Origin of the sequence: Streptomyces sp. NBC_00016 (assembly GCF_045040885.1) — a bacterium.
GTDB lineage: Bacteria > Actinomycetota > Actinomycetes > Streptomycetales > Streptomycetaceae > Streptomyces > Streptomyces coriariae.
In genome coordinates this window covers 7,394,558-7,419,135 of record NZ_CP108304.1, presented here as the reverse complement: position 1 = coordinate 7,419,135, position 24,578 = coordinate 7,394,558, and the positions used below count along the sequence as shown (strand labels likewise).

The 24,578-nt window shown below is 70.3% G+C and carries 26 protein-coding genes and 1 tRNA gene; 6 read left to right on the top strand and 21 right to left on the bottom strand.

The window, feature by feature from the left end; translation table 11 throughout:
* Nucleotides 1-264: 264 nt before the first annotated feature.
* The 3 genes from OG933_RS32780 to OG933_RS32770 form a co-directional block, all read right to left on the bottom strand.
* Nucleotides 265-334: transfer RNA gene (locus OG933_RS32780), tRNA-Ile, on the bottom strand.
* A 59-nt stretch (nucleotides 335-393) separates the two neighbouring features.
* Nucleotides 394-1,857 (bottom strand): alkaline phosphatase PhoX, encoded by a 1,464-nt coding sequence (locus OG933_RS32775; RefSeq protein WP_362520600.1) that lies wholly within the window; start codon nucleotides 1,855-1,857, stop codon nucleotides 394-396.
* A gap of 176 nt (nucleotides 1,858-2,033) precedes the next feature.
* Nucleotides 2,034-3,461: a hypothetical protein gene (locus tag OG933_RS32770; RefSeq protein ID WP_362520597.1), complete on the bottom strand. Its 1,428-nt coding sequence runs from the start codon at nucleotides 3,459-3,461 to the stop codon at nucleotides 2,034-2,036.
* Between the two features lie 360 nt (nucleotides 3,462-3,821).
* Here OG933_RS32770 and OG933_RS32765 point away from each other — a divergent pair, with 360 nt between their 5' ends.
* Nucleotides 3,822-5,648 carry an endonuclease/exonuclease/phosphatase family protein gene (locus OG933_RS32765; RefSeq protein ID WP_405633580.1) on the top strand — a complete coding sequence of 609 codons (1,827 nt, stop codon included), beginning with the start codon at nucleotides 3,822-3,824 and terminating at the stop codon, nucleotides 5,646-5,648.
* A gap of 15 nt (nucleotides 5,649-5,663) precedes the next feature.
* Here OG933_RS32765 and OG933_RS32760 read toward each other — a convergent pair whose 3' ends face one another.
* From OG933_RS32760 to OG933_RS32745, 4 genes are all read right to left on the bottom strand, one after another.
* Complete coding sequence (locus OG933_RS32760; RefSeq protein ID WP_362520591.1) at nucleotides 5,664-6,407, bottom strand: SRPBCC domain-containing protein; 744 nt, start codon at nucleotides 6,405-6,407, stop codon at nucleotides 5,664-5,666.
* A 13-nt stretch (nucleotides 6,408-6,420) separates the two neighbouring features.
* Entirely contained in the window at nucleotides 6,421-7,197 is a 777-nt protein-coding gene (locus tag OG933_RS32755; RefSeq protein ID WP_405630440.1) for an ArsR/SmtB family transcription factor, read from the bottom strand.
* A gap of 418 nt (nucleotides 7,198-7,615) precedes the next feature.
* Entirely contained in the window at nucleotides 7,616-8,173 is a 558-nt protein-coding gene (locus OG933_RS32750; RefSeq protein WP_405630438.1) for a DUF3618 domain-containing protein, read from the bottom strand.
* On the bottom strand, nucleotides 8,170-8,649 hold the full coding sequence (locus OG933_RS32745; RefSeq protein ID WP_362520583.1) for a phage holin family protein: 480 nt from the start codon (nucleotides 8,647-8,649) through the stop codon (nucleotides 8,170-8,172). The genes OG933_RS32750 and OG933_RS32745 overlap by 4 nt, the downstream gene beginning before the upstream one ends.
* Nucleotides 8,650-8,813: 164 nt before the next feature.
* Here OG933_RS32745 and dapA point away from each other — a divergent pair, with 164 nt between their 5' ends.
* Nucleotides 8,814-9,803, top strand: coding sequence for a 4-hydroxy-tetrahydrodipicolinate synthase (dapA, locus tag OG933_RS32740; protein ID WP_362520580.1), 990 nt, complete (start codon nucleotides 8,814-8,816; stop codon nucleotides 9,801-9,803).
* A gap of 18 nt (nucleotides 9,804-9,821) precedes the next feature.
* On the opposite strand, the gene OG933_RS32735 is transcribed toward dapA, so the two are convergent.
* Nucleotides 9,822-11,042, bottom strand: coding sequence for a WD40 repeat domain-containing protein (locus OG933_RS32735; protein ID WP_362520578.1), 1,221 nt, complete (start codon nucleotides 11,040-11,042; stop codon nucleotides 9,822-9,824).
* Nucleotides 11,039-11,596, bottom strand: coding sequence for a SigE family RNA polymerase sigma factor (locus OG933_RS32730; protein ID WP_362520940.1), 558 nt, complete (start codon nucleotides 11,594-11,596; stop codon nucleotides 11,039-11,041). Before OG933_RS32730 ends, OG933_RS32735 begins: the two co-directional genes overlap by 4 nt.
* 139 nt (nucleotides 11,597-11,735) lie before the next feature.
* Between OG933_RS32730 and OG933_RS32725 the strand changes: the two genes are divergently transcribed.
* Nucleotides 11,736-12,239 carry a hypothetical protein gene (locus OG933_RS32725; RefSeq protein ID WP_362520575.1) on the top strand — a complete coding sequence of 168 codons (504 nt, stop codon included), beginning with the start codon at nucleotides 11,736-11,738 and terminating at the stop codon, nucleotides 12,237-12,239.
* Nucleotides 12,240-12,278: 39 nt separating this feature from the next.
* On the opposite strand, the gene OG933_RS32720 is transcribed toward OG933_RS32725, so the two are convergent.
* Complete coding sequence (locus OG933_RS32720; protein WP_362520572.1) at nucleotides 12,279-12,902, bottom strand: DJ-1/PfpI family protein; 624 nt, start codon at nucleotides 12,900-12,902, stop codon at nucleotides 12,279-12,281.
* 221 nt (nucleotides 12,903-13,123) lie between these two features.
* Here OG933_RS32720 and OG933_RS32715 point away from each other — a divergent pair, with 221 nt between their 5' ends.
* The gene (locus OG933_RS32715; RefSeq protein ID WP_405630434.1) at nucleotides 13,124-13,474 is read left to right on the top strand and encodes a hypothetical protein; all 351 of its coding nucleotides are present in this window, start codon (nucleotides 13,124-13,126) and stop codon (nucleotides 13,472-13,474) included.
* A 153-nt stretch (nucleotides 13,475-13,627) separates the two neighbouring features.
* Here OG933_RS32715 and dapD read toward each other — a convergent pair whose 3' ends face one another.
* Nucleotides 13,628-14,617, bottom strand: a complete 990-nt coding sequence (gene dapD, locus OG933_RS32710) for a 2,3,4,5-tetrahydropyridine-2,6-dicarboxylate N-succinyltransferase (protein WP_405630432.1) — start codon at nucleotides 14,615-14,617, stop codon at nucleotides 13,628-13,630.
* A 145-nt stretch (nucleotides 14,618-14,762) separates the two neighbouring features.
* Between dapD and OG933_RS32705 the strand changes: the two genes are divergently transcribed.
* Nucleotides 14,763-15,656: a winged helix-turn-helix transcriptional regulator gene (locus OG933_RS32705; RefSeq protein WP_362520564.1), complete on the top strand. Its 894-nt coding sequence runs from the start codon at nucleotides 14,763-14,765 to the stop codon at nucleotides 15,654-15,656.
* 185 nt (nucleotides 15,657-15,841) lie between these two features.
* On the opposite strand, the gene OG933_RS32700 is transcribed toward OG933_RS32705, so the two are convergent.
* On the bottom strand, nucleotides 15,842-16,384 hold the full coding sequence (locus OG933_RS32700) for a TetR/AcrR family transcriptional regulator (RefSeq protein ID WP_405630431.1): 543 nt from the start codon (nucleotides 16,382-16,384) through the stop codon (nucleotides 15,842-15,844).
* Nucleotides 16,384-16,704 (bottom strand): multidrug efflux SMR transporter, encoded by a 321-nt coding sequence (locus OG933_RS32695; protein ID WP_362520561.1) that lies wholly within the window; start codon nucleotides 16,702-16,704, stop codon nucleotides 16,384-16,386. Before OG933_RS32695 ends, OG933_RS32700 begins: the two co-directional genes overlap by 1 nt.
* A 237-nt stretch (nucleotides 16,705-16,941) precedes the next feature.
* On the opposite strand from OG933_RS32695, the gene OG933_RS32690 reads away from it, so the two are divergent.
* A complete protein-coding gene (locus OG933_RS32690; protein WP_362520558.1) occupies nucleotides 16,942-17,775 on the top strand; it encodes an AbfB domain-containing protein in 834 nt (277 codons plus the stop codon).
* 77 nt (nucleotides 17,776-17,852) lie between these two features.
* Here OG933_RS32690 and OG933_RS32685 read toward each other — a convergent pair whose 3' ends face one another.
* The 8 genes from OG933_RS32685 to OG933_RS32650 are packed head-to-tail and all read right to left on the bottom strand — an operon-like array spanning nucleotide 17,853 to nucleotide 24,412.
* Entirely contained in the window at nucleotides 17,853-18,185 is a 333-nt protein-coding gene (locus OG933_RS32685) for a metal-sulfur cluster assembly factor (protein ID WP_020130530.1), read from the bottom strand.
* Complete coding sequence (gene sufU / locus OG933_RS32680; protein ID WP_054239147.1) at nucleotides 18,182-18,649, bottom strand: Fe-S cluster assembly sulfur transfer protein SufU; 468 nt, start codon at nucleotides 18,647-18,649, stop codon at nucleotides 18,182-18,184. The genes OG933_RS32685 and sufU overlap by 4 nt, the downstream gene beginning before the upstream one ends.
* 18 nt (nucleotides 18,650-18,667) lie before the next feature.
* A complete protein-coding gene (locus OG933_RS32675) occupies nucleotides 18,668-19,924 on the bottom strand; it encodes a cysteine desulfurase (protein WP_020130532.1) in 1,257 nt (418 codons plus the stop codon).
* Nucleotides 19,921-20,685 carry a Fe-S cluster assembly ATPase SufC gene (gene sufC / locus OG933_RS32670; protein ID WP_020130533.1) on the bottom strand — a complete coding sequence of 255 codons (765 nt, stop codon included), beginning with the start codon at nucleotides 20,683-20,685 and terminating at the stop codon, nucleotides 19,921-19,923. The genes OG933_RS32675 and sufC overlap by 4 nt, the downstream gene beginning before the upstream one ends.
* Before the next feature lie 7 nt (nucleotides 20,686-20,692).
* Nucleotides 20,693-21,010 (bottom strand): non-heme iron oxygenase ferredoxin subunit, encoded by a 318-nt coding sequence (locus tag OG933_RS32665; protein WP_020130534.1) that lies wholly within the window; start codon nucleotides 21,008-21,010, stop codon nucleotides 20,693-20,695.
* On the bottom strand, nucleotides 21,010-22,191 hold the full coding sequence (gene sufD / locus OG933_RS32660; RefSeq protein ID WP_054239146.1) for a Fe-S cluster assembly protein SufD: 1,182 nt from the start codon (nucleotides 22,189-22,191) through the stop codon (nucleotides 21,010-21,012). The genes OG933_RS32665 and sufD overlap by 1 nt, the downstream gene beginning before the upstream one ends.
* A gap of 59 nt (nucleotides 22,192-22,250) precedes the next feature.
* Nucleotides 22,251-23,672: a Fe-S cluster assembly protein SufB gene (sufB, locus tag OG933_RS32655; protein WP_351764464.1), complete on the bottom strand. Its 1,422-nt coding sequence runs from the start codon at nucleotides 23,670-23,672 to the stop codon at nucleotides 22,251-22,253.
* The gene (locus OG933_RS32650) at nucleotides 23,669-24,412 is read right to left on the bottom strand and encodes a metalloregulator ArsR/SmtB family transcription factor (protein WP_362520551.1); all 744 of its coding nucleotides are present in this window, start codon (nucleotides 24,410-24,412) and stop codon (nucleotides 23,669-23,671) included. The genes sufB and OG933_RS32650 overlap by 4 nt, the downstream gene beginning before the upstream one ends.
* Between the last annotated feature and the right edge of the window lie 166 nt (nucleotides 24,413-24,578).

Genomic DNA, 24,578 nt, shown 5'->3' with positions numbered 1-24,578 from the left:
GACTGAGCTACACCGACCTGAAGCCGATGACGGGACTCGAACCCGCGACCCTCCGATCCAATGAAGTAACCGTTGCCTGCGCACCGGGCACCCACCACATGCTGCGCCTCCCGAGATAAAGTCGGCGGCGGCCAGAATTTCTGTTGCAAAGAAGTAGCCGCAGCCCGCGCACCGGGAGGTGCTGTGAAATTGTGGTGTCCAGAGATCGAAGCCGGCGGAACCGACAAGGTGCTCTAACCCCTGAGCTACACCGGCGCGTTGTGCCGGTGGCGGGACTCGAACCCGCGGCCGCCCCATTATCAGTGGAAGTAGGTCCTGCCTTCGCACCTGGACGTGCACCACTTTAGGAGGGCGGCCGCGGATCGAGCGAGTGAATTAATTACCGTTCGCTGTTCACCGCTTCTGGCGCTTCCACGGCCCCGTGATCGCGAGCATGATGCCCGGGGTCTGGATGTTGGCGAACAGGGTGTGTCCGTCGGGCGAGAAGGTGACGCCGGTGAACTCGCTGTATTCCGGCTCGTCCGCGGTGCCGATGTTCAGCTCGTTGCGGGCGATGGGGTAGGTGCGGCCGCTGTCGGTGGCGCCGAACAGGTGCTGGACGCCCTCGCCGTCCTCGGCGATGACGAGACCGCCGTACGGGGAGACGGTGATGTTGTCGGGGCCGTCGAGGGCGCCGTCGACGGACGGGTCGGGGTTCACGCCGAGCAGCACCTTCAGGGTCAGCGTGCGGCGCTTGGGGTCGTAGAACCAGACGGCGCCGTCGTGCTGGACGGGGCTCTCGTCACGGGCGTAGGAGGAGACGATGTAGGTGCCGCCGTCGCCCCACCACATGCCCTCCAGCTTGCGGGCGCGGGTGACCTGGCCGTCGGTGAACTGCTTGCGGACGGGCACCGATCGGGCGTCGCGGTCGGGGACGTCGATCCAGTCGACGCCGTAGACCGTGCCGATCTTCGTGGCGCGGGAGAGGTCGTCGACGAACTTGCCGCCGGAGTCGAAGCACTTGAAGGCCTGGAGGACGCCGGCGTCGTCGGCGAGGGTGCGCAGCTTGCCGCGGCCGTGGCGGAAGCCCGCCGGCGGGGTCCAGCGGAAGAGCAGGCCGTTCGGTCCCGAGGCGTCCTCGGTGAGGTAGGCGTGGCCGCGCTTGGGGTCGATGACGACGGCCTCGTGGGCGTACCGGCCGAACGCCTTGATCGGCTTGGGGTCGCGGTTGGCGCGGCGGTCCTCGGGGTCGACCTCGAAGATGTAGCCGTGGTCCTTGGTCATGCCGTTCTGGCCGGCCTTGTCCTCGGTCTCCTCGCCGGTGAGCCAGGTGTCCCAAGGGGTGGTGCCGCCCGCGCAGTTGGTGGAGGTGCCGGCGATGCCGACCCACTCGGCGACATGGCCGCCGGGGCGCACCTCGACGACGGTGCAGCCGCCGGCCGCCGCCGGGTCGTAGACCAGGCCCTCGGTGAGCGGGACCGGGTACGGCCAGCTCGCGCGCGGGCCCTTCAGCTCGTGGTTGTTGACGAGCAGGGTCGCACCGCGCGGGCCGCAGAAGGTGGCGGTGCCGTCGTGGTTGGACGGCGTGATCTCGCCGGACTCCAGCTTGGTCCTGCCGCTGTAGGTGATGACGCGGTACTTGAACCCGGCGGGCAGCGCGAGGATGCCGTCGGGGTCGGGCAGCAGCGGTCCGTAGCCGACCCCGTGATGCCCGGCCGCCGACGTCTGTTTCGCGTCCGCGGTGTCCGCCGCGGACTCGGTCTCCGTGGACGCGAGGGCGTTCGGCGCGGTGGCGAGGGCGCCTACGCTGCCCGCCAGCGCGACCCCGGCACCGGTGATCGCGGATTGTCTGGCGAAGTCCCTGCGGGTGAGCGACATGATGTCTCCTGAGACGCGGTGAGAGTGCCGTGGAGGGTGGCGGACCTCGGTTCGGCGTCACCGTCCCGCCCATGCCTGAACGGGAGTTGAACGGGGGGCGACTTCAGGGGACCCCGTTCCATGAATCCGTACGGATCCGGCCACGGGAGCCCCAAGGCATCCGCGCCGCGGGAGACTCATCCGCCCTGCTGCGACCTCGCCTTGAACGCGGCCTTGCGTGCTTCCTTCGCGATGCGCTTGTCCGGATGCAGACGCCCCATCGCCTCCAGGACGTCCGGGGTCGCCGGGTGGTCGACCCGCCAGGCGGCCGAGAAGAATCCGCTGTGCTGCTGGGCCAGCCCCTCGACGAGGGCCTGGAGCTCCTCGGAGTTGCCCTCGGCGGCGAGCTGCGCCGCCACCGTGTCGATGGTGAGCCAGAAGACCAGGTCCTCGGAGGGCGCCGGTACGTCCGTCGCACCGAGCTCGCTGAGCCAGACGCGGGCGAGGCCGCCGAGTTCGGCGTCGTCGAGGACCTCGCGGACGGCGGGTTCGGCCTGGCCGCCGACGAGGGAGAGAGCCTGCTGGCAGCGCAGCCGGCGCAGCGGGGCGCCGGCGTCCGAGCCGCGGGCGGCGGCCAGCAACTCCCGTGCCGCGTCGAGGGGTTCGCGGCGGACCAGCCAGTGCTCGGTCTCGGCGAGGGCGGCGCCGGGGCCGTAGCCGGAGCTGCCGTCGAGGAGGACGTCGGCGCCCTTGTCGGCGAGGTCGCCGACGGCCGGGGCCTGGAAACCGGCCTCCAGCAGCCGGGCCCGCAGCCCGTACACGCCGAGGGGGGTGAGCCGGACCATGCCGTAGCGGGAGACGTCGGTCTCGTCGACGGGGGCGGCGGGCTCCTCGTCCGGGTCCGCCATCAGGTCCTCGTCGACGGGCCGGTAGGCGACGATCCCGATCGGCTCCAGCAGCCGGAACTGGTCGTCGAGCCGCATCATCGCGTCGGAGACCTGTTCCAGGACATCGTTGGTGGGCTCGTCCATGTCACCGGGGATGATCATCGACGCGGCGAGGGCGGGCAGCGGGACCGGGGCGTCGCCGGGGCCGTCCTCGCTGGCGGTGAGCAGGTAGAGGTTGCCGAGGACACCGTCGAGGAACTCGGCCTCGGCCTCGGGGTTCCAGTCGAGCCGGGAGAAGTCGACCTCGCCGCCCTCGTCCATGACCTCCATCAGCTCGTCCAGGTCGGGGACGGACGCGTCGGCGAGCACGGTCTCCAGGGCGCCGAGCCAGACGGCGAGGATGTCGTGCGGGGAACCGCCGGTCAGCAGGGCCAGGTCCTCGCCGGCCGTGACGGTGCCGGCCTCCTCGTCGACGACCTCCACGAGCCCGGCGTCCACGGCGACCCGCCAGGCCTCGCTCGCGTAGGCGGCGGCGTCGTCCCCGGTCAGCCCCAGCGCCTCGGCGGCGGGCGCCAACTGGTCCTCGACGAGCCCGCCCCCGGCGTCGACCCGGGTGTCGGGACCGGCCCAGCGGGCGAGCAGGGCGGCCCGGGAGAGCAACGGCGTGGACAGCGCGTCGCGCGCCAGCTCCGCTTCGGGGTGCAGCCGCACCGGCGGGAGGGGGGAGCTGTCTGACATCGGCTGGTTCTCCTAGGGCGCGTGGTGCCACCGGCCCGCTGGGGGCACTGGGCCACTCAGCCTAGACGGGTATGGACCCATGCCGCCCGGTTCATCTCCCCGCGGGGCGGCGTACATGGCCGAAACCTTGACAAGTGGCGTGACCAGGCAGGAGATTGACGCGCGTAGAAATCCGATGGACATCTGTTCACTGTATTTTCTACGCGCGTCGCGTCCGCCCCGCGGACCGCGGCCCCCCGTTCCACGCTCCACCCTCGTTCCACGCTTCACGCTTCACGCTGCACCCTCGCTCCACGCTGCACCTTCGTTCCACGCTCCACCCTCGTCCCGGCGCTCATGTACGTCCCCGGAGGGATTCCGTTGCCGAGCAAGAAGTCCGCGCGTCTCGCCGCGCTCACCGTCGCCGCCGTCTGTTCCGCGGCCTCCACCGTCGCCCTGTCCGCGCCCGCGCACGCGGACACGGTGGCCATTCACGACATCCAGGGCACGACCCGGCTGTCGCCGTACGCCGGCCAGGCGGTCACGGGTGTGGCCGGAATCGTCACCGGTGTGCGCACCTACGGATCGTCCAGAGGCTTCTGGATCCAGGATCCGAACCCGGACGCCGACCCGGCCACCAGTGAGGGCGTCTTCGTCTTCACCAGCTCCACCCCGAAGGTCGCCGTCGGTGACTCGGTCACGGTCACCGGCACGGTCTCGGAGTTCGTCCCGGGCGGCGCCTCGACCGGCAACCAGACCGTCACGGAGATCACCAAGCCGACGGTGACGGTCGTCTCCAGCGGCAACGCGGTCCCGGCCGCGACGGTCGTGAACGCGAATTCGGTCCCGGCCGCGTACACCCCGGCCGGTGACACCGCCGCGAGCAACTCGATCAACGCTCTCACCCTGCGGCCCGCCCGGTACGCCCTGGACTACTACGAGTCCCTCGAGGGCATGAACGTCCAGGTCGCCGACGCCCGCGTGGTCACCGCCACCGACCCGTACACCGAGCTGTGGGTCACGGTGAAGCCGCGCGAGAACACCAGCCGCCGCGGGGGCGCGCTGTACGGCTCCTACACCTCGCAGAACACCGGCCGGCTCCAGATCCAGTCGCTCGGCGCGACGGCGGACTTCCCCGTCGCGAACGTCGGCGACTCCCTCACCGGCGTCACCGCGGGCCCGCTCGACTACAACCAGTTCGGCGGCTACACCCTCGTCGCGAACCGGCTCGGTGCGCTGAAGAGCGGCGGCCTGGAGCGGGAGACGACGCAGAAGCAGAAGAAGGGCGAGCTGGCGGTCGCGACGTACAACGTCGAGAACCTCGACCCGTCCGACGCCACGTTCGAGGAGCACGCCTCCGCGATCGTGAACAACCTGAAGTCGCCCGACATCGTGTCCCTGGAGGAGATCCAGGACAACAACGGCGCGACCAACGACGGTACCGTCGCCGCCGATGTGACGGTCGGCAAGCTGATCGACGCGATCGTGGCCGCGGGCGGCCCGAAGTACGACTGGCGCTCGATCGACCCGACGAACAACACCGACGGCGGCGAGCCGGGCGGGAACATCCGTCAGGTGTTCCTGTTCAACCCGGAGCGGGTCTCCTTCACCGACCGCGCGGGCGGCGACGCGAGCACGGCCGTCGGCGTCACCAAGGTGCACGGCAAGGCGCAGCTGACCGCCTCTCCCGGCCGCATCGACCCGGCCGACGCGGCCTGGGCGAACAGCCGCAAGCCGCTGGTCGGCGAGTTCGTCTTCCGCGGCCGCACGGTCTTCGTGATCGCCAACCACTTCAACTCCAAGGGCGGCGACCAGGGCCTGACCGCGCAGTACCAGCCGGTGGTGCGCAGCTCGGAGACCCAGCGTCACCAGCAGGCGACGCTGGTCAACGCGTTCGTCAAGGACATCCTCGACACGCAGAAGAACGCGGACGTCATCGCGCTGGGCGACATCAACGACTTCGAGTTCTCCGGCACCGCGCAGCTTCTCGAGGGCGACGGCGAGCTGTGGTCGGCGATCAAGTCGCTGCCGAAGAGCGAGCGTTACACCTACGACTACCAGGGCAACCAGCAGGTCCTGGACCAGATCCTGGTCAGCCCGTCGATCCGGCGCGGCTGCGACTTCGAGTACGACAGCGTGCACATCAACTCGGAGTTCCACGACCAGATCAGCGACCACGACCCGCAGGTGCTGCGCTTCCAGCCGTAACGCCTGCGGCCGCGATCACCGGGGCCGGCTGAACACCGCGTCCAGCCAGCCCCGCCAGGCGGTCTCGTTCGCCTCGGCGTCGGCGTCCGGCGCGAAGTCGTGGACGCTGACGCCGACCGGGTAGCCCCAGTGGTTGCGGCCGAAGAAGCGGACGAGGGAGCTGTCGCCGCGCAGCCCGATGAAGTACGGGTTGCTGAAGTCGACCACGGCCTCGAGGGGCCGCCCCTCGGGGCCGCCGGCCCGGACGCGCGCGCCTTCGGCCGTGTCGTCCGCGAGGCCCAGCGCCCGTGCCACGGCGGTGAGGGCGTCGGGTGCCTTGGACGCGTCGGGCCCGTCGAAGGTGACGAAGGCGACCGGGCGGCCGTCGAAGTGCGTCAGGTACTGGCGCAGGGTGTGCAGGTAGAAGTCGGTGTGCCGGCCCGCCGCGTCGTACTGGTTGTCCCAGTCGTCGACGAAGATGCCGCTGTGCACATAGCGCACCCACGCGCGCCGGCCCTCGTCGCGCGGCTCGACGGTGTAGTCGAGCTGGTTGAGGGTCTGCTCGGAGATGCCGTCGACGTTCTCGACCCGGTTGGTGTAGCGGTGGGGCGGGTCCCAGACGGTGACCGTGGACCCGAAGGGGCCCTTGCCGCCCTCGCGCGGCTCCGGCTCCTCCATCGGCCACAGCCAGCCGCCGGTCCCCGCGGTGACGGCGTCCCACACCTGCTGGGGCGTCGCGTCGACCTCGAACTCGCGGGCGATCTCGAATTCCTTGGACATGGTTGGCTCCTGATTACTCACTGTCTGGTTCCGGGGTCTCGGGCCGGATCTGGGCCTGGGCCTGCGTCCCGGCCTGGGCCTGCCTCGCGGGCTGAGCCTGCGTCTCGGGCTGGGGCTCGGGCTCGGGCTCGGGCTCGGGCTCGGGCTGGGTCTGCGTCGCGGACTCCAGCTCGGTCGGGGCCTGGGCCTGGGGCTGGGGCTGGGGCTGGGGCTTGACCGTGGGATGGACGGCCACGACGATCCGGTGGTCGCGGCCGCTCTCGGCGTCGGGGGCGTCGTACTTGCGGATGAGCGCGCTGACGCCCGCCGTCAGCTCCTGGACGAACGCGGCCCGGTCCGCGGCCGAGGCGAAGCGCACCTCGCCGTCCAGCGCGTAGGTCGCCAGGCCCTTGCGGGCCTTCGCGGCACCGGTGAGCAGCGAGCCGACATCGCGCACCAGCCGGGCGCCGAGCGCGAGCAGCCAGCGCGCGGACAGCTGGTCCCGGAAGCGGTCCGGGTCCGGCTGCACCGGGGCGAGCGCGAGCGGCGAGATCACGTACGACGCCGCGGTCGCCCGCATCAGCCGCTCGGTGACGTTGCCCTTGCGGCGCTCTCCGGCCAGCTCGACCAGGCCGTGCCGCTCCAGCGCCTTGAGGTGGTAGTTCACCTTCTGCCTCGGCAGTCCGACCTTGCCGGCCAGCATCGCCGCCGACGCGGGTCCGGCCGCCAGCTCGGCGAGCAGCCTGGCCCGTATGGGGTCCAGGGAGACGGCGGCGGCCTCGGGGTCCTCGATCACGGTCACGTCCAGCATGCGTCCACCGTCTCACCGAACACTTTTTTTGTCCAGGCGAACTGAGTGTTCGGTGAGCCGGTGGCAGGCTGGTTCGACGATCCGAACGACCTGGGCGGTCCGATCCGGGACCCCTGGGGCGGCGGGCGGCCGCTCCTCCCCCACGGGCTCCCGGTGATCGACCGCGCGCCGGGACGACAACGTCTTCGCGCCCTTCCACCGCCGACCGGCTCCGACGACGAACGTGCCGGTCACGAGCGTGATCCAACGCTCATGACCGGCACACCGATTGCTGCGACCGCTACCGCTCCGACCCCTACCTCTTCGACCCCCTGCCTCTTCGACCCCCTGCCTCTTCGACCCCCTGCCTCTTCGACGACTACCGCTTTGCCGACTACCGCTTCGACGACCACCGCATCGACGACTACCGCATCGACGGCTACTGCTTCGCCCTGCGTCGGCCGATCACCCCGGCCGCCACCAGCGCCACGGCCGCCGCGCCCACGATCACCACCGGCCGCGGGTGCCGGAGGGCGAACCGCACGGGTACGCGGACCGGAGCGGGCGCCGAGCGCTCCGCGGTGCGACCCGCGCGGGCCGCGTTGTCCCTGAGGTCGTGACGGGCGTGGAGCGCGTGATCCTGGGCGGTGCGGCCGACACGGACGGCGGCTTCCTGCACGGCATGCCGCGCACGACCCCCTCGCCCCTGGGTCGTATGGCCCGCCCTTGCCTGAGCCGCGTGCCCCGCGCGGCTCGCCTGTTCCTGAACGGCATGTCCCGCACGCCCGGCCCGTTCCTGCATGTGATAGCTCGCCTGGGACGCCGTGCTGCGCAGTTGTACGGTCATCGCGCCGGCGCGGTCCATGAGATCGGCGGCGCGGGCCCGGGTGCGGCCGCGGACGTCCGCCCTGGCCGCCAACTCCTCGACCGTGGCCCCGAGCCGGTGCCGGGTCCGCTCGATCTGCCGACGCAGGTCGGCCGCTGTCCTGTCCGTCATCGGTGTGCCCTCTCCTTGATCTCCTCGACGTCGGCCCGGACGCTGCCGAGGGTCTCCTCGGGGGTGGGCGGCGCGGCCCGGCGCAGTTGGCCACGGCCGACCGCGGCCAGCACGCCGGCGATCACGAAGAGCACCGCCGTCACGATGAGCGCGGCCGCCCAGACGGGCAGCGTCAGTGAGAGGGCGGCGACGCCCGTGCCCGCGAGCGCCAGCAGCCCGGCGTACGCGAACGCGCCCGCGGCGCCGAGCAGCCCTCCGCCGCGCCCGGCACGCCGTCCCTTCTCGGTGAACTCGTGCTTGGCGAGGGCCAGTTCCTGCCGTACGAGCCGGGAGAGCTGTTCGGTGGCCTGGCCGACGAGTTCGCCGACGGTGTGGTGTCCGTCGCTGTGGTGTCCGTCGCTCCGCTGCCCGTTGCTGCGGCGTCCGTCGCTGCGGTGTCCGTCGCTGACGGGCCGGATGTCCGTGGTCCCGGTCACGGCGTTCCGCCTCCTCTCGGTTCCGGACCATTCGGGTACCCCGGCCGACCCCCGCCACCCCTCACGGCGACCCTCGACGGCGGAACATCCGTACAGGAATACTTACCCGTATCCCGTAGAAGAATTAAGTAGAGCTTCACCTTGGTGAGCCCGAGACTACCCCTATGACGACAGCTCGCCCCACGCCCCCGAGTCCGACTCCCACCCCGTCCACCACCCCGTCTCTCACCCCGTCCCTCGTCCCGCCCCCGGCCCCGCGCCCCGCTCCGGTCTTCGGCCGTGCGCTGTGCGCGATGGTCACGCCGTTCACCGGCGGCGGCGCACTGGATCTCGACGGTGCGCGGCTGCTCGCCGAGCGGTTGGTGTCTGCCGGCTGCGACGGACTGGTGCTCTCCGGTACGACGGGCGAGTCGCCGACCACGTCGGACGCCGAGAAGGCGGAACTGGTGGCCGCGGTGCGGGAGGCGGTGGGCGACCGGGCGTCGATCGTGGCCGGGGTGGGCACCTCCGACACCCGCCACACCGTCGAACTCGCCCGGGCCGCCGAGAAGGCGGGAGCGGACGGGGTGCTCGTCGTCAGCCCGTACTACAGCAGGCCTCCGCAGGACGCCCTGGAGGCACACTTCTGGGAGGTCGCGGATGCCTCCGGGCTGCCGGTGATGCTGTACGACATCCCCGGCCGCACGGGCACGCGGATCGAGCCGGACACCATGCTCCGGCTCGCCGAGCACCCCCGGATCGTGGCGGTCAAGGACTGTTCCTACGACTTCCTCGGTGCCCAGAAGGTGCTCTCCCGCACCGAGTTGGCGTACTACGCGGGCTGCGAGGAGCACCACCTCGCGCTGTACGCGGTGGGCGGGGCCGGCTACGTCAGCACGGTCGCGAACGTGGTGCCGGACCGACTGCGTTCCGTCCTGGACGCGTTCGACGCGGGCGACACCTCCCGGGCCGCGAGACTCCAGCAACAGGCCATGGAACTGGTCGAGTCGATGATGGCCTCGGGCCTGCCCGGAACCGTCACCGCCAAGGGGCTCCTGGGCGACCTGGGCCTGCCGGCCGGCCCGGTCCGCGCACCGCTGCGGCCCGCCGACCGCGAGACGGTCGACGGACTGCGCGCGGCCTACGACCGGCTCATGGCCCACCCGGCTTCCTGAGCGCCGGGCGAGGGCCAGTCAGCGGTCCGCAAAGATCGGCGTCCAGCGTCCGAGGGTGTCGTCCTTGGTCGCCCGGAAGTCGCTGAGCGGGACGACCTTGTCGCTGTCGAGGGTGACCAGCACCAACCGCTGGTGGTACTCGTCGCCGTCCGGGCCGATGTCCCAGGCGACGAGGGTGGAGTCGCCGGCCCAGGCGAGCAGTTGCTGACCGTGCGTCTCGACGAGGTTCTTCCCGGTGCGGGGGTCGACGATCCAGGAGGACGTCTTGTACTTCTTGCCCGCGAAGTCACCGGCGAGCTTCTTGCCGTCGGGCGAGAGACCCGCGTCGACGAACCACGACAGGTACTTCTCGCCCGCGGGCGGGTCGACCTTCCTGCCCTGCCGGTCGTAGAACCGGTAGCCGGGCTCCGAGGGCATCCCGGACCAGATGCGGCTGCCGTCGTGACTGAAGGCGAAGTCCTGGCGGCTGTTGAGGAAGGCGGTGGGGTCGTTCATGTCCGTGCCGGCCTTCACCTCGCTCCAGGAGCCGTTCCCGGAGGCCACGTCGAAGACGTAGAACCCGGTGCGGTGCGACTGCTCCATGTTCGCGTCCCAGCCCCCGGTGCCGCCCTCGGCCCTCACCCTCAGGTCCGGGTTCGCGCCGTACGCCGTCGCGACCAGCTCACGGCCGTCCCTCGAGAACGCGAGGCCGCCGACGGCCTGCTCGACCGGGATCCAGCGCTTGACCTCGCCGCCGGCCAGGTCGAGCAGGCCGATCCGGCGGACGGGCAGGTTCTGCTCCAGGACAGCGGCGGTCCGCAGCCCCGGCGCGACGGCGACCCACGACCACTTGGTGGTCTTCACATACTTCTGCGTCGTCGGGTTCAGCAGCCAGTAGGTGCGCGTCGACACCGCCCGGTCGGCGCTCTGCGGGACGACGGTCGACGCGTAGTACGCGGCCAGCGCCGTCCGCCCGGCGGCGATCAGGTCACTCGGCGGCGACTGGTCCGGGTGCGCGGTGATCCGGGTGGGCTCCGTGACGTCGGCGGGGCGCACATCGGTCGTGCCGCCGGAGTCCAGCCTCGGCACCGCCACGGCCACGGCCACCACGGCGACGGTCGCGGCGGCCACGGAGACCAACCGCCGGGCGCGGCGGCGCCTGCGCAGGGCGAGCACCCGGTCGGCGAGTCCGGTCCCGGCCGGCGGCTGCTCGTCGGCCTGCTCGCGCAGGGAGTCGCGTACGAGTTCGTCGACGTTCACGGACGCACCTCCACAGGCGAGAAGTCACGAGACGGCGCCTGTTCGGCGTCCGCGGGGCCGAGGGCGGCCAGCTCCGGCGCGAGGGCGCGCAGCCGGGCGAGAGAGCGGTGAGTGGTGGACCGTACGGTGCCCACGGAGCAGCCGAGGAGTCCGGCCACCTCGGCCTCCGGCAGATCCTCGAAATATCGCAGCACGAGCACGGTGCGCTGGCGCGCGGTCAGCCGGGACAGGGCCGCGCGCATCACGACCCGCAGCTCGGCGGCCGAGGAGGCGTCGAGACCGGCTCCGCTGTCCGGCGGTTCGGCGACACTGACCTCGCGCCGGGGCCACTTCAGACGCCAGCGGCTGATCTGCTGCCGGTAGAGAACCTGACGTACGTACGCCTCGGGTTCCTCGATGCGGTGCCAGCGGCCGGCCGCCTTCGCCAGGGCGTTCTGGAGCAGATCCTCACCGGCGTGCCGGTCGCCGCCACTGAGCAGGACGGCCGTCCTCAGCAGCGCCGACGATCTGCTGTCCACGAAATGTCGGAAGCTCTCCAGCGCCTCGGCATCCATCGTCACCTTCTCTTCCCCCGGAACCGGACCCGATGCCCGCCCCTGTACCTCTTGGGACGCGGACGCCCCGCCCCCGCTATGCCGGCGCCCCCCACAAAATTCCGCCGGCCCCCCGGACATGCTCACGTACGGTGAGTGCATGAGTCGGCCGCTGCTGTATCTCGACGTCGACGGTCCCCTCAACCCGTACGCCGCCAAGCCTTCGAAGCGACCGGCGGGCTATACGACCATCAGGGCGTCCGTGGGCCGTGAGCGACCGCTGCGGGTCTGGCTGCACCCCGGACACGGCGCCGCGCTGCTCCGCCTCCCCTACGACCTGTGCTGGGCGACGACCTGGATGGCCCAGGCCAACCGCTGGATCGCGCCGGTGGTGGGACTGCCCGAGCTTCCGTACGTCGACTTCGGCGAGGCGCTCTTCGCCCACCGGCCCGACGGGGTCCACTGGAAGACGGAGGCGATCGTCGCCCACGCGGCGGGCCGCCCCTTCGCCTGGGTGGACGACGAACAGTCCCCCGCCGACACGACCTACGTCACCACCCACCACCCGGCACCGGCTCTCCTGCACCACGTGAACCCCCGACTCGGCCTGCGCGAGGAGGACTTCACCACCCTGGCGGAGTTCGCGGCAGCACTGCAGGCATGAGGAAGTGGTGACAGTCCGCGCAAGGAGATCACTGGTCGTTCAGACGAGCGCCGGTGCGGGAGCGGGCAGGTACGGGGTGATGTTGCGCCAGGCGCGCTCCATGTACTCCTCCTTCTCGCCGACCGGGGCGACATAGTGCAGCGCGCCGTCGGCGGCCTCCTTGCCCTGCAGACGGGCGATGATCCAGGCGGCGAGGTAGTGCGAGGCCAGGCAGCCGCCGGCGGTGGCGATGTTGTCCTTGGCGTAGAAGGGCTGGTTGAGTACCTCGACGCCGGCGGCGACGACCCAGGGCTTGGTCGTCAGGTCGGTGCAGGCGGGGATGTCGTCGAGCAGGCCGAGCCTGGCCAGGACGAGCGCGCCGGAGCACTGCGCCGCGATGAGCTGGCGCGAGGGGTCCAGGCGGCGCAGCACATTCATGATCGCCGGGTCTTCGACGACCTCGCGGGTGGCGATGCCACTGCCGACGATGACGGCATCGGCGGTGCACGCCTCCTCCAGGCTGGACATCTGCTCGATGACCACTCCGTTCATCGACGTCACCTTGGGACCGGGGGTGGCGATGGTGACGCGCCAGTCGTCGGTCTTGATGCGGTTGAGCACCCCGAGCGCGATCAGGGAGTCGAGCTCGTTGTAGCCCTCGAAGGTGAGGATGGCGATGTGCACGGCGGCTGTCCTTCCGCAGGGATGGGTGGTCTTGACGGTAAGGACCCGCGAACAGGACAGTCAAAGAATTGTCATGCATACAATCCGGTGCATGGCAGCCTCGCGCTACAAGACACTGGTCGACGTGTTCGCGTCCGAGATCCGGACCGGGGCGGCTCGCTCTCGCCGCGGGGGCGCGGCTGCCGACGCACCGCGGGCTCGCCGCCCGTGAGGGCATCCCCGTGGTGACCGCGACCCGGGTGTACGCCGAGCTGGAAATGATGGGTCTGGTGAGCCGGGAACAGGGCCGCGGCACGTTCGTGCGTGATGTCGCGGTTCCCGCCGGCCACGGCATCGACCAGCAGGCCGTCGCCACCGACGCGGTCGACCTCAGCTTCAACTATCCGGCACTGCCCGGACACGCCGATCTCCTCCGACAGGCCCTGCGAGAAGTGGCCGCCTCCGGCGACGCACACACCGCAGGCGCTCCGTCTCGCCCCGGGCTCAACCGATGCGGACCGTCTCCGGTCGACGCTGCGTACAGTGCGACGAGTCGCTGTCGAGGACGCCCACGCTTGACCGCCCCTCGATGACGCGGTGCTCACACACGAGCGCCCTCCCGGGCCGTCCTCGGGCCGTGGAAGGGCGCTCACTGGTGACCGACGCCGGCGACCGCCGACAGCTCGGCAGCAGGCCAGGGCGTTGATCTGTACCGGCAGCCGCAGGTCACGGCCGCCGGTCACGGATCAGTTGTGGCTGTGCAGGATTTCGTTCAGGCCGCCCCACACCGCGTTGTTCGGACGGGCCTCGACCGCGCCGGTGACCGAGTTGCGGCGGAAGAGGATGTTCGAGGCGCCGGAGAGCTCGCGGGCCTTGACGATCTGGCCGTCGGGCATGGTGACCCGGGTGCCCGCGGTGACGTACAGGCCGGCCTCGACCACGCACTCGTCGCCGAGGGCGATGCCGACGCCCGCCTCGGCGCCGATGAGGCAGCGCTCGCCGATCGAGATGATCACGTTGCCGCCGCCGGACAGCGTGCCCATCGTGGAGGCGCCGCCACCGATGTCCGAGCCGTTGCCGACGATGACGCCCGCGGAGATGCGACCCTCGACCATCGAGGTGCCGAGGGTGCCCGCGTTGAAGTTGACGAAGCCCTCGTGCATGACCGTGGTGCCCTCGGCGAGGTGGGCCCCGAGGCGGACCCGGTCGGCGTCGGCGATCCGGACGCCCTTCGGCGCGACGTAGTCCGTCATGCGCGGGAACTTGTCGATGGACGTGACCTGGAGGTGCAGGCCCTCCGCGCGGGCGTTCAGGCGGACCTTCTCGACGTCGTCCACGGCGACCGGGCCGAGCGAGGTCCAGGCGACGTTGGCGAGGTGACCGAACATGCCGTCCAGGCTCTGCCCGTGCGGCTTCACGAGCCGGTGGGAGAGCAGGTGCAGGCGCAGGTAGACGTCGTGCGCGTCGAGCGGCTTGTCGTCGAGCGAGGCGATGACCGTGCGGACCGCGACCACCTCGACGCCCCGGCGGGCGTCCGAACCGACGGCCTTCGCCGCACCCTCGCCGAGCAGCTCCACAGCCTTCTCGGCGGACAGGCGCTCGGTGCCGGACGGGCCGGGCTCGGCGACGAGCGCGGGCGCGGGGAACCAGGTGTCGAGAACAGTGCCGTCGGCGGCGATCGTGGCGAGGCCGGCGGCCGCGGCGCCGGTGGTGCGGGGAACAGTCGTGTCGGTCATGAGGGCAACCTAACCGGCGGGGGGCCGCAGAGGCCAACCCGCACAGCGGTGTCTCAGGACGCGGGCCGCGCGCCCCCGCCGGCCTGGTGAGTTTCTCTTGGGAACCAACTGTGTCAGCATGGCCGTCAGCGACGGGAGGAGGCCCATGGCCCGCAGGACGAGCCTGGAGGATTCCGGCTGCGCCATCGCGCAGGCACTGGACGTCGTCGGGGACTGGTGGACCCTGCTGATCGTCCGCGACACCGCGCGCGGAGTGCACCGTTTCGACGAGCTCCAGCGCGAACTCGGCCTGTCCCGGAAGGTGTTGACCGAGCGGCTACGGCTTCTCGTCGAGGCCGAGGTACTCGCGCGGGTGCCGTACCAGGAGCGACCGGTGCGCCACGAGTACCGCCTCACCCCGCGCGGCCGGGCCCTGTTGCCCGTTCTGGTCGCCCTCCAGGACTGGGGCGACGCCTGGGTCCTGGGTGACGGCGGCACCACGGCCACGGCCGAGCAGGCGTCCGCGGAGGCCCGGCGCGTGCACGCCCTGACGGGTACCCGGCTGCCCGGGCTCCGGCTGGTCGACGACCGGGGCTCACCGCGCGATCCGGTCGCCGACGACGCGCTCCACACCGTTCTCTACTGCTTCCCCGGCGCCTACGCCCGCCCCGACGCCTACCCACCGGGCTGGGCGGAGATCCCGGGCACCCCGGGCTGCACGCTGGAGTCCCGCACCTACCGCGACCGGCTCGCCGGGTTCCGCGCGGCGGGCGCTGCGGTGCACGGGGTGTCCACCCAACGCCCGGACGAGCAGCGTGCGTTCGCGCAGGAGGAGCGGCTGGACTTTCCGCTGCTGTCCGACGCCGAGTTGGCGTTGATCACCGCGCTGCGGCTGCCGACGTTCCGGGCGGCGGGGGCGAGCCGGCTGAAACGGCTGACCCTGGTCGTGGACCGGGAGCGGGTCGTCCGGCATGTGCAGTATCCGGTGACGGACGTGGCGGGGAGTGTCGAGGAGGCGCTCGGCGTCGTCCGGCGCCTGGGCGAGGACGCCCACCCGTAGCGGGACCAGGGACAGGGGGACCGCGGACGGCGGAGGGACCGGGAGTTGCGCGGAAACCGGGCGCGGCGGGGATGAGCCGGGTCAGCGCGCGGGGGGGATGAGCCGGGTCAGCGCGCGGGGGGGATGAGCCGGGTCAGCGCGCGGGGGGGATGAGCCGGGTCAGCGCGCGGGGGGGATGAGCCGGGTCAGCGCGGGGGGATGAGCCGGGTCAGCGCTTCCCGGACGTACTCCTCGTCGTAGGGCGCGTCCGTCAGGAGCACCTGGAGACAGATCCCGTCCATCAGCGCGACCAACGCGCGTGCGGTGAGGGGGTCGACGTGCCCGGCGAGGAGGGTGGCGAGGTCCTCGGCCCACTCGGCGGCGACGGGACGCAGCGCGGGCCGTCGCAGGGCGGCCAGGTACAGCTCGTACTCCAGCTCGACGCCGGTACGCTCGCCGGCCAGCCATTCGCCGAGCAGTCCGGCCAGTTCGGCGGGCAGGTCGAGGCGGGTGTCCGTCAGCCCGCCGTGCGCCGCGACCGCCTTGGCGAAGCCCTCGTTGGCCTGCCGCAGGGCGGCGATCATCAGTTCGTCGAGGGTGGCGAAGTGGTAGGTGGTGGAACCGAGGGGCACGTCCGCCTCGGCGGCGACCGAGCGGTGACTCAGTCCGGCCAGTCCCTTCGCCCCGACGACCCGGATCGCCGCGTCGATGATCCGCTGCCGTCGCTCGGGGTCGTGACGCCGGGGCATCAGTGCGCACCTCCCAGGTTCAGCACGACCACTCCCCCGACGATCAGCAGGATGCCGACGGCCTTGGCGGGCGTCAGCGACTCCCCGAACAGGGCGAGCCCTATGCCGGCGATGGCCGCGGTGCCGACCCCGGCCCAGATCGCGTACGCCGTACCGATGCCGACGGTCTTGAGGGTCTGGGCGAGGAGCAGGAAGGAGACGACATAGCCGGAGGCCGTCAGCAGCGACGGCCAGAGCCTGCTGAAGCCGTCGCTGTACTTCATGGCCGTCGTCGCGGCCACCTCGGCGGCGATGGCGCCGGCGAGCGTCAGGTAACCCATGCGTACAAGCGTACACAACGATGCGTACGGTTGTACACAACGAGGTGCGCACCGGTCGTTCCCTCCCAAGTCGGCGCGAAGTCGGAAGTGTTGCCGACGGGGAGTCGAAAGCGTTATGGAAAGCGCTCACCCAAACGGCTGAACCTGAGCCACAGGTTCCACTACTGTTTCACCGTTCACACACCGGGTCATCGCAGCCGCGGCCGCCGTCAGGGAACGCCGCTGGAGGAACAGCGCATGCCAGACAACAAGTCCCGGCCCTCTCAGGAACAGCCCTGGGAGAACGGCTGGGCCCCGGACACCTCCCGGGCACCCGGAACACGGCGCCTCTGGCTGGCCGGCGGTCTCGCCGTTGCCACCATCGTGGCGTGCGTGACCGCAATCGCCTTGAACGACAAGCCTGTTGACGACAAGTCGGAGGCCCGTCAGGGACAGACGCTGTCGGACGAGGAGACGGAGGGCGGCCTGATCTCCTTCGCCACCCCCTCCGCGAGCGGGTCGCCGACACCGACGGGGAAGAAGAGCACGGCCGCCTCCGCGTCGCCGAAGACCTCCTCCTCCCCCGAGGCGCAGGGCAGTTCGACGCCACACGCCCCGGCCGCACCGTCCGCGTCGTCGACGACGAAGCCGTCCGCCCCCGAACCGGCCGCCACCCGGCGCTCGGTCCGCTCGGTCAACTACCCCGACCGCTACTGGCATGTGAGCGGCGGCCTGGTGAAGCTCGATCAGGCCGGCGGCTCGGAGTCCCGTGCGGACTCCACGTTCACCGTGGTGAAGGGCCTGGCCGACAGCTCCTGCTCCACCTTCGTCACGGCGGACGGCACGTACCTGCGACACCGCGACTTCGTCCTGCGCGCCGAGCGCAACGACGGATCGGCCCTCTTCAAGCAGGACGCCACCTTCTGTGCCGTCCCCTCCTCCTACTCCTCCGGCGCGGTCATGCTGGAGTCGGTGAACTACCCCGGCCGTTTCCTGCGCCACAAGAACTTCGCGCTGCGCCTGGACACCTACGGCTACGGCTCCAACCACCGCGAGGACTTCTCGTTCAACCTGGTGGACGGGCTGGCCTGAGCACACACGAGAGCGGCGGCACCCGGTGGGTGCCGCCGCTCTCGTGTGCTGTGCCGGGAAGGATCCCGGGCGAAATCTCAGACGTTGAACCCGAGCGCGCGAAGCTGCTCGCGGCCGTCGTCCGTGATCTTGTCCGGGCCCCACGGCGGCATCCAGACCCAGTTGATGCGCAGCTCGTTGACCAGGCCGTCCGTGGCGGACTTCGCCTGGTCCTCGATCACGTCCGTCAGCGGGCAGGCCGCCGAGGTCAGGGTCATGTCGATCGTCGCGATGTTCGCGTCGTCGATGTGAATGCCGTAGATCAGCCCGAGGTTGACGACGTCGATGCCCAGTTCGGGGTCGACGACGTCGTACAGCGCCTCGCGGACTTCCTCTTCGGAGGCCGGCTTCATCTCAAGGGTCTCGCTCATGCCGTCTTCCTTTCGGCGTCGGCTCCGCCCAGGGCTTGGGCCGTCGCGTCCTTCCACGCCATCCAGCTCAGGAGGGCGCACTTGACCCGGGCCGGGTACTTGGAGACACCGGCGAACGCGACCGCGTCCTCCAGCACCTCCTCCATCGCGTCGTCGGGCTCGATCCTGCCCTTGGACTGCATCAGCTCCAGGAAGGTCTCCTGGATCTTCTGCGCCTCCGCCAGATCCTTGCCGACCAGCAGGTCGTTCAGGACGGACGCGCTCGCCTGGCTGATGGAGCAGCCCTGGCCCTCGTAGCTGACGTCCTCGATCTTCGTGCCGTCGTACTTCACACGGAGGGTGATCTCGTCGCCGCAGGTCGGGTTCACATGGTGCACCTCGGCGTCGCCGTCGCGCAGACCACGCCCGTGCGGGTGCTTGTAGTGATCCAGGATGACTTCCTGGTACATCGAGTCCAGCTTCACGGTCTCAGCTCACGCCCCTCAGCCGAAGAAGTTCCGTACATGCTCCAGACCGTCGACCAGAGCATCGATCTCGGCCGGCGTGGAGTACAGATAGAACGACGCTCGCGTGGTCGCGGGAATTCCGTAGCGCAGGCAGACGGGCCGGGCGCAGTGGTGACCCACCCGGACCGCGATGCCCTGCTCGTCCAGCACCTGGCCCACGTCGTGCGGGTGGATGTCGCCGAGCGTGAAGGAGATGGCCGCGCCCCGGTCCTCGGCCGTCGCCGGGCCGATGATCCGCAGGTCGGGCACCTCGGTCAGGCGACGCACCGCGTACTCGGTGATCGCGTGCTCATGGGCGAGGATCTTGTCCATGCCGATCGCGGACAGGTAGTCGATGGCCGCGCCCAGACCGACCGCCTGCGCGATCGGCGGGGTGCCCGCCTCGAACTTGTGGGGCGCCGGGGCGTAGGTCGACGAGTGCATCGACACCGTCTCGATCATCTCGCCGCCGCCGAGGAACGGGGGGAGGTCCTCGAGCAGTTCCTGGCGGCCCCAGAGGACGCCGATGCCGGTCGGGCCGCACATCTTGTGGCCGGTGAAGGCCACGAAGTCGGCCTGGAGGGCCTGCACGTCCATCGGCATGTGCGGCGCGGCCTGCGAGGCGTCGATCAGGACCAGGGCCCCGACCTCCTGCGCACGGCGCACTATCGCCTCGACCGGGTTCACGGTGCCGAGGATGTTCGACACCAGCACGAAGGAGACGATCTTCGTCTTCTCGGTGATGATCTCGTCGATGTTGGAGAGGTCGAGCCGGCCGTCGTCGGTCAGGCCGAACCACTTCAGCTTCGCGCCGGTGCGCTGCGACAGCAGCTGCCACGGGACGATGTTGGAGTGGTGCTCCATCTCGGTGATGACGATCTCGGTCTCGTGGTCCACGCGGTAGGGCTCGTCGGCCCAGCCCAGCATGTTCGCCACGAGGTTGAGCGACTCGGAGGCGTTCTTGGTGAAGATCACCTCGTCGCGGCTCGGCGCGTTGATGAACGCGGCGACCTTGTCGCGCGCGCCCTCGTACAGCGCCGTGGCCTCCTCGGCGAGCACATGCACACCGCGGTGGACGTTGGCGTTGTAGCGCTCGTAGTACTCGTTCAGGGCGTCCAGCACCTGGCGCGGCTTCTGCGAGGTCGCCGCGTTGTCCAGGTACACGAGCTTCCTGCCGTCGTGGACCTGCCGGTCCAGGATGGGGAAGTCCTTGCGGATCGCCTCGGTGTCGAGGAGGCCCGGCAGCTGTGTCACGCGGATACGCCACCCTTCGTGTATGCCTCGTAGCCCTCGTTCTCCAGCTTGTCGGCGAGTTCGGCACCGCCGGACTCGACGATGCGGCCGGCCGAGAAGACGTGGACGAAGTCGGGCTTGATGTAGCGCAGGATGCGCGTGTAGTGCGTGATCAGCAGGGTGCCGACCTCACCGGTCTCGCGAACCCGGTTGACGCCCTCGGAGACGATGCGAAGGGCGTCGACGTCCAGACCGGAGTCCGTCTCGTCGAGGATCGCGACCTTCGGCCGGAGCAGCTCCAGCTGGAGGATCTCGTGGCGCTTCTTCTCGCCGCCGGAGAAGCCCTCGTTGACGTTGCGCTCGGCGAAGGAGGTGTCCATGTGGAGACGCTCCATGGCCTCCTTGACCTCCTTCACCCAGGTGCGCAGCTTGGGGGCCTCGCCGCGGATGGCGGTGGCGGAGGTGCGCAGGAAGTTCGACACGGAGACACCGGGGACCTCGACCGGGTACTGCATGGCGAGGAACAGGCCCGCGCGGGCGCGCTCGTCGACGGACATCTCCAGGACGTCCTCGCCGTCGAGCAGCACGGTGCCGCCGGTGATCGTGTACTTCGGGTGGCCCGCGAGCGAGTAGGCGAGGGTCGACTTGCCGGAGCCGTTCGGGCCCATGATGGCGTGCGTCTCGCCCTGCTTCACGGTGAGGTCGACGCCCTTGAGGATCTCCTTCGTGGCGTTGTCGGCCTCGACGGTGACGTGCAGGTCTCGGATTTCAAGCGTTGCCATGGGTGCCTCAGGACTCCTGGGTGAGGGAGACGAGCACGTCGTCCCCTTCGATCTTTACGGGGTATACGGGGACGGGGCGCGTCGCGGGAAGGCCGGACGGCTTGCCGGTGCGGAGGTCGAAGCTGGAGCCGTGCAGCCAGCACTCGATCTGACAGTCCTCCACCTCGCCCTCGGAGAGCGAGACGTTCGCGTGGGAGCAGATGTCGTGGATGGCGAACACCTCCCCCTCGGTACGGACGACCGAGACCGGCGTGCCGTCGAGTTCCACCCGTGTCGGGGTGTCCTCTTCCAGCTCGCTCAGCCCGCAGGCGCGTACGTAGGCCATCAGACGGTGGCCTCCAGCTCGGTCTCGATCCTGGCGAGCAGGCGCTCCTCGATGTCGTCGACACCGATCTGCTGGACCAGCTCGGCGAAGAAGCCGCGGACCACCAGGCGACGGGCCTCGTCGGCCGGGATGCCGCGGGCCATCAGGTAGAAGAGCTGCTCGTCGTCGAAACGGCCGGTGGCGGAGGCGTGTCCGGCACCGACGATCTCGCCGGTCTCGATCTCCAGGTTCGGCACCGAGTCGACCCGCGCGCCGTCCGTGAGGACCAGGTTGCGGTTCATCTCGTACGTGTCCGTGCCCTCGGCCTTGGCCTCGATGAGCACGTCACCGATCCACACGGCGTGCGCGCCCTCGCCCTGGAGGGCGCCCTTGTAGACGACGTTGGACTTGCAGTGCGGGACGTTGTGGTCGACCAGGAGACGGTGCTCCTGGTGCTGACCGGCGTCCGTGAAGTACAGACCGAACAGCTCGGCCTCGGCGCCGGGGCCGGCGTACGCCACGCGCGGATGGAGGCGGACCAGGTCGCCGCCGAAGGTCACCACGACCGACTTGAAGGTCGCGTCGCGGCCGACGAGGGCGTTGTGCTGGGCCACGTGCACGGCCTTGTCGTCCCAGTCCTGGACGGAGACGACGGTCAGCTTCGCGCCGTCCCCGAGGACGTAGTCGACGTTGGCGGCGAGCACGGCGTCACCGGTGTGGTCGATGACGACGACGGCCTCGGCGAAGGCACCCAGCTCGATGACCTGGTGGCCGTAGGAGACCCCGCCCTCGCCGTGCACCGCGATGCGGATCGGCTCGGTGAGCACCGTCTCCTTGGGGACGGTGACCACGCCGGCCTTCTCGAACGCGGAGTACGCCTGGGCGGCGACCCTGTCCACCGGGGTGCCCGCCTTCCCCAGGCGCGGGTCGTCGCGGTCCACGAGCTCGACGGTGACGCCCTCGGGCGCCTCGACGGCGACCTTCACGCCCTCGCCGGTCGCGACGGCGGTGCCGTCGTGCAGCCCGCGCAGCCGCTCCAGCGGCGTGAACCGCCACTCCTCCTCGCGACCGTGCGGGACCGGGAAGTCCTTCACGTCGAAGGAGGCGGGCGCGCTCATGCGCGTGGCGACGGTCGACTCGGCGGCCACCGCGATCTGGCCGGCGGTCGTGCTGCCCACCGGGATGTTCTGAGCCTCAGCCATGGCTGTCGGTCTGCTCTCTTCCTACGTCAGAAAATTGCTGCTGCTGTCGGGGGCGGGTCCTAACCGACCGCGCCCTCCATCTGCAGCTCGATCAGCCGGTTGAGCTCGAGGGCGTACTCCATGGGCAGCTCCTTCGCGATGGGCTCGACGAAGCCGCGCACGATCATCGCCATCGCCTCGAACTCGGTCATGCCCCGGCTCATCAGGTAGAAGAGCTGGTCGTCGCTGACCTTGGAGACGGTGGCCTCGTGGCCCATGGACACGTCGTCCTCGCGGACGTCCACATAGGGGTACGTGTCGGAGCGGGAGATGGTGTCGACGAGCAGCGCGTCGCACAGCACGTTGGACTTGGAGCCGTGGGCGCCCTCGCCGATCTCGACGAGACCGCGGTAGGACGTCCGGCCGCCACCGCGCGCCACGGACTTCGACACGATGTTGGACGAGGTGTTCGGCGCCATGTGGACCATCTTGGAGCCGGCGTCCTGGTGCTGGCCCTCGCCCGCGAAGGCGATGGAGAGGGTCTCGCCCTTGGCGTGCTCGCCCATCAGGTAGACGGCCGGGTACTTCATCGTCACCTTGGAGCCGATGTTGCCGTCGATCCACTCCATGGTCGCGCCCTCGTACGCCACGGCGCGCTTGGTGACCAGGTTGTAGACGTTGTTCGACCAGTTCTGGATGGTCGTGTAACGGCAGCGGGCGTTCTTCTTGACGATGATCTCGACCACGGCGCTGTGCAGCGAGTCCGACTTGTAGATCGGGGCCGTACAACCCTCGACGTAGTGCACGTAGGCACCCTCGTCGACGATGATCAGGGTCCGCTCGAACTGGCCCATGTTCTCCGTGTTGATACGGAAGTAGGCCTGGAGCGGGATCTCCACGTGCACGCCCTTCGGCACGTAGATGAAGGATCCACCGGACCACACCGCGGTGTTCAGCGACGCGAACTTGTTGTCGCCGACCGGGATGACGGTGCCGAAGTACTCCTTGAAGAGCTCCGGGTGCTCCTTCAGCGCGGTGTCGGTGTCGAGGAAGATGACGCCCTGCTCCTCCAGGTCCTCACGGATCTGGTGGTAGACGACCTCGGACTCGTACTGGGCCGCGACGCCCGCGACGAGGCGCTGCTTCTCCGCCTCGGGGATGCCGAGCCTGTCGTACGTGTTCTTGATGTCCTCGGGCAGGTCCTCCCAGGACTCCGCCTGCTTCTCCGTGGAGCGCACGAAGTACTTGATGTTGTCGAAGTCGATGCCCGAGAGGTCCGAGCCCCAGTTGGGCATGGGCTTCTTGCCGAAGAGCCGCAGGCCCTTGAGGCGCAGCTTCGTCATCCACTCCGGCTCGGACTTCTTGGCCGAGATGTCCCGGACGACGTCCTCGTTGATGCCGCGCTTCGCAGAGGCGCCGGCCGTGTCGGAGTCGGCCCAGCCGTATTCGTACTTACCCAGGCCCTCGAGTTCGGGGTGGGCAGTCTCCGTGGGGAGAGTCATGCGGGGTTCCTCCCGGCCGTGCTTGCAGATGCGTTGTGGGTGGCTGTGGAAACTTTGGGGATGAACGTCGTGCAGACGCCGTCGCCGTGAGCGATGGTCGCCAGTCGCTGGACGTGCGTCCCGAGCAGCTGGGAGAAGATCTCGGTCTCCGCCTCGCAGAGCTGCGGGAACTTCTCGGCGACATGGGCGACGGGGCAGTGGTGCTGGCACAGCTGCTCGCCGACCGGTGCGCTGCGCGCCGTAGCAGCGTACCCGTCCGCGCTCAGGGCCTTGGCCAGGGCTTCGGTCCGCTCCTCCGGAGCGGCCGCCTCGATCGCCGTGCGGTACCCGGCGGCCTGTTCGGCGATCCGCGCGCGGGCGAAGGCGACGACGGCCTCGTCCCCGCCGAAGCGCTCCTGGATCCAGCTCAGGGCGTCGGCGGCGAGCTTGTCGTAGGACTGGTCGAAGGCGTCCCGGCCGCAGTCGGTGAGGGCGAAGGCCTTGGCGGGCCGCCCGCGCGTCCGCGCTCCGTACACCCGCTGCTCGCGGGCTGCCACGATGTCGTCGGCGACCAGCGCGTCGAGGTGGCGGCGTACGGCGGCCTGGGTGAGGCCCAGCCGGCCGGCCAGCTCGGCCACGGTCGACGGCCCGTGGTCCAGGATGGACCGCACGACCCGGTTGCGCGTCGAGCGCTCACCGGTCGCGATCTCCTCCTGCGGGGTCCCCGTGGGGGTCTCCCGAGCCTCGCCGACGTTTTTCACAACGCCATTGTTGCGTAATTCCTCAGAGACAGGCAAGCCGTGTCCGGATCGGCGGGCGGTGCCCTGCGTCACTTAGGTAAACCTAATCTGACCTGCGGAAACGATCTTTGATCGATCGGACGGGGGGCGGTGGTGCGATAAAACCACTGGTCTCCGGAGCCCCCTT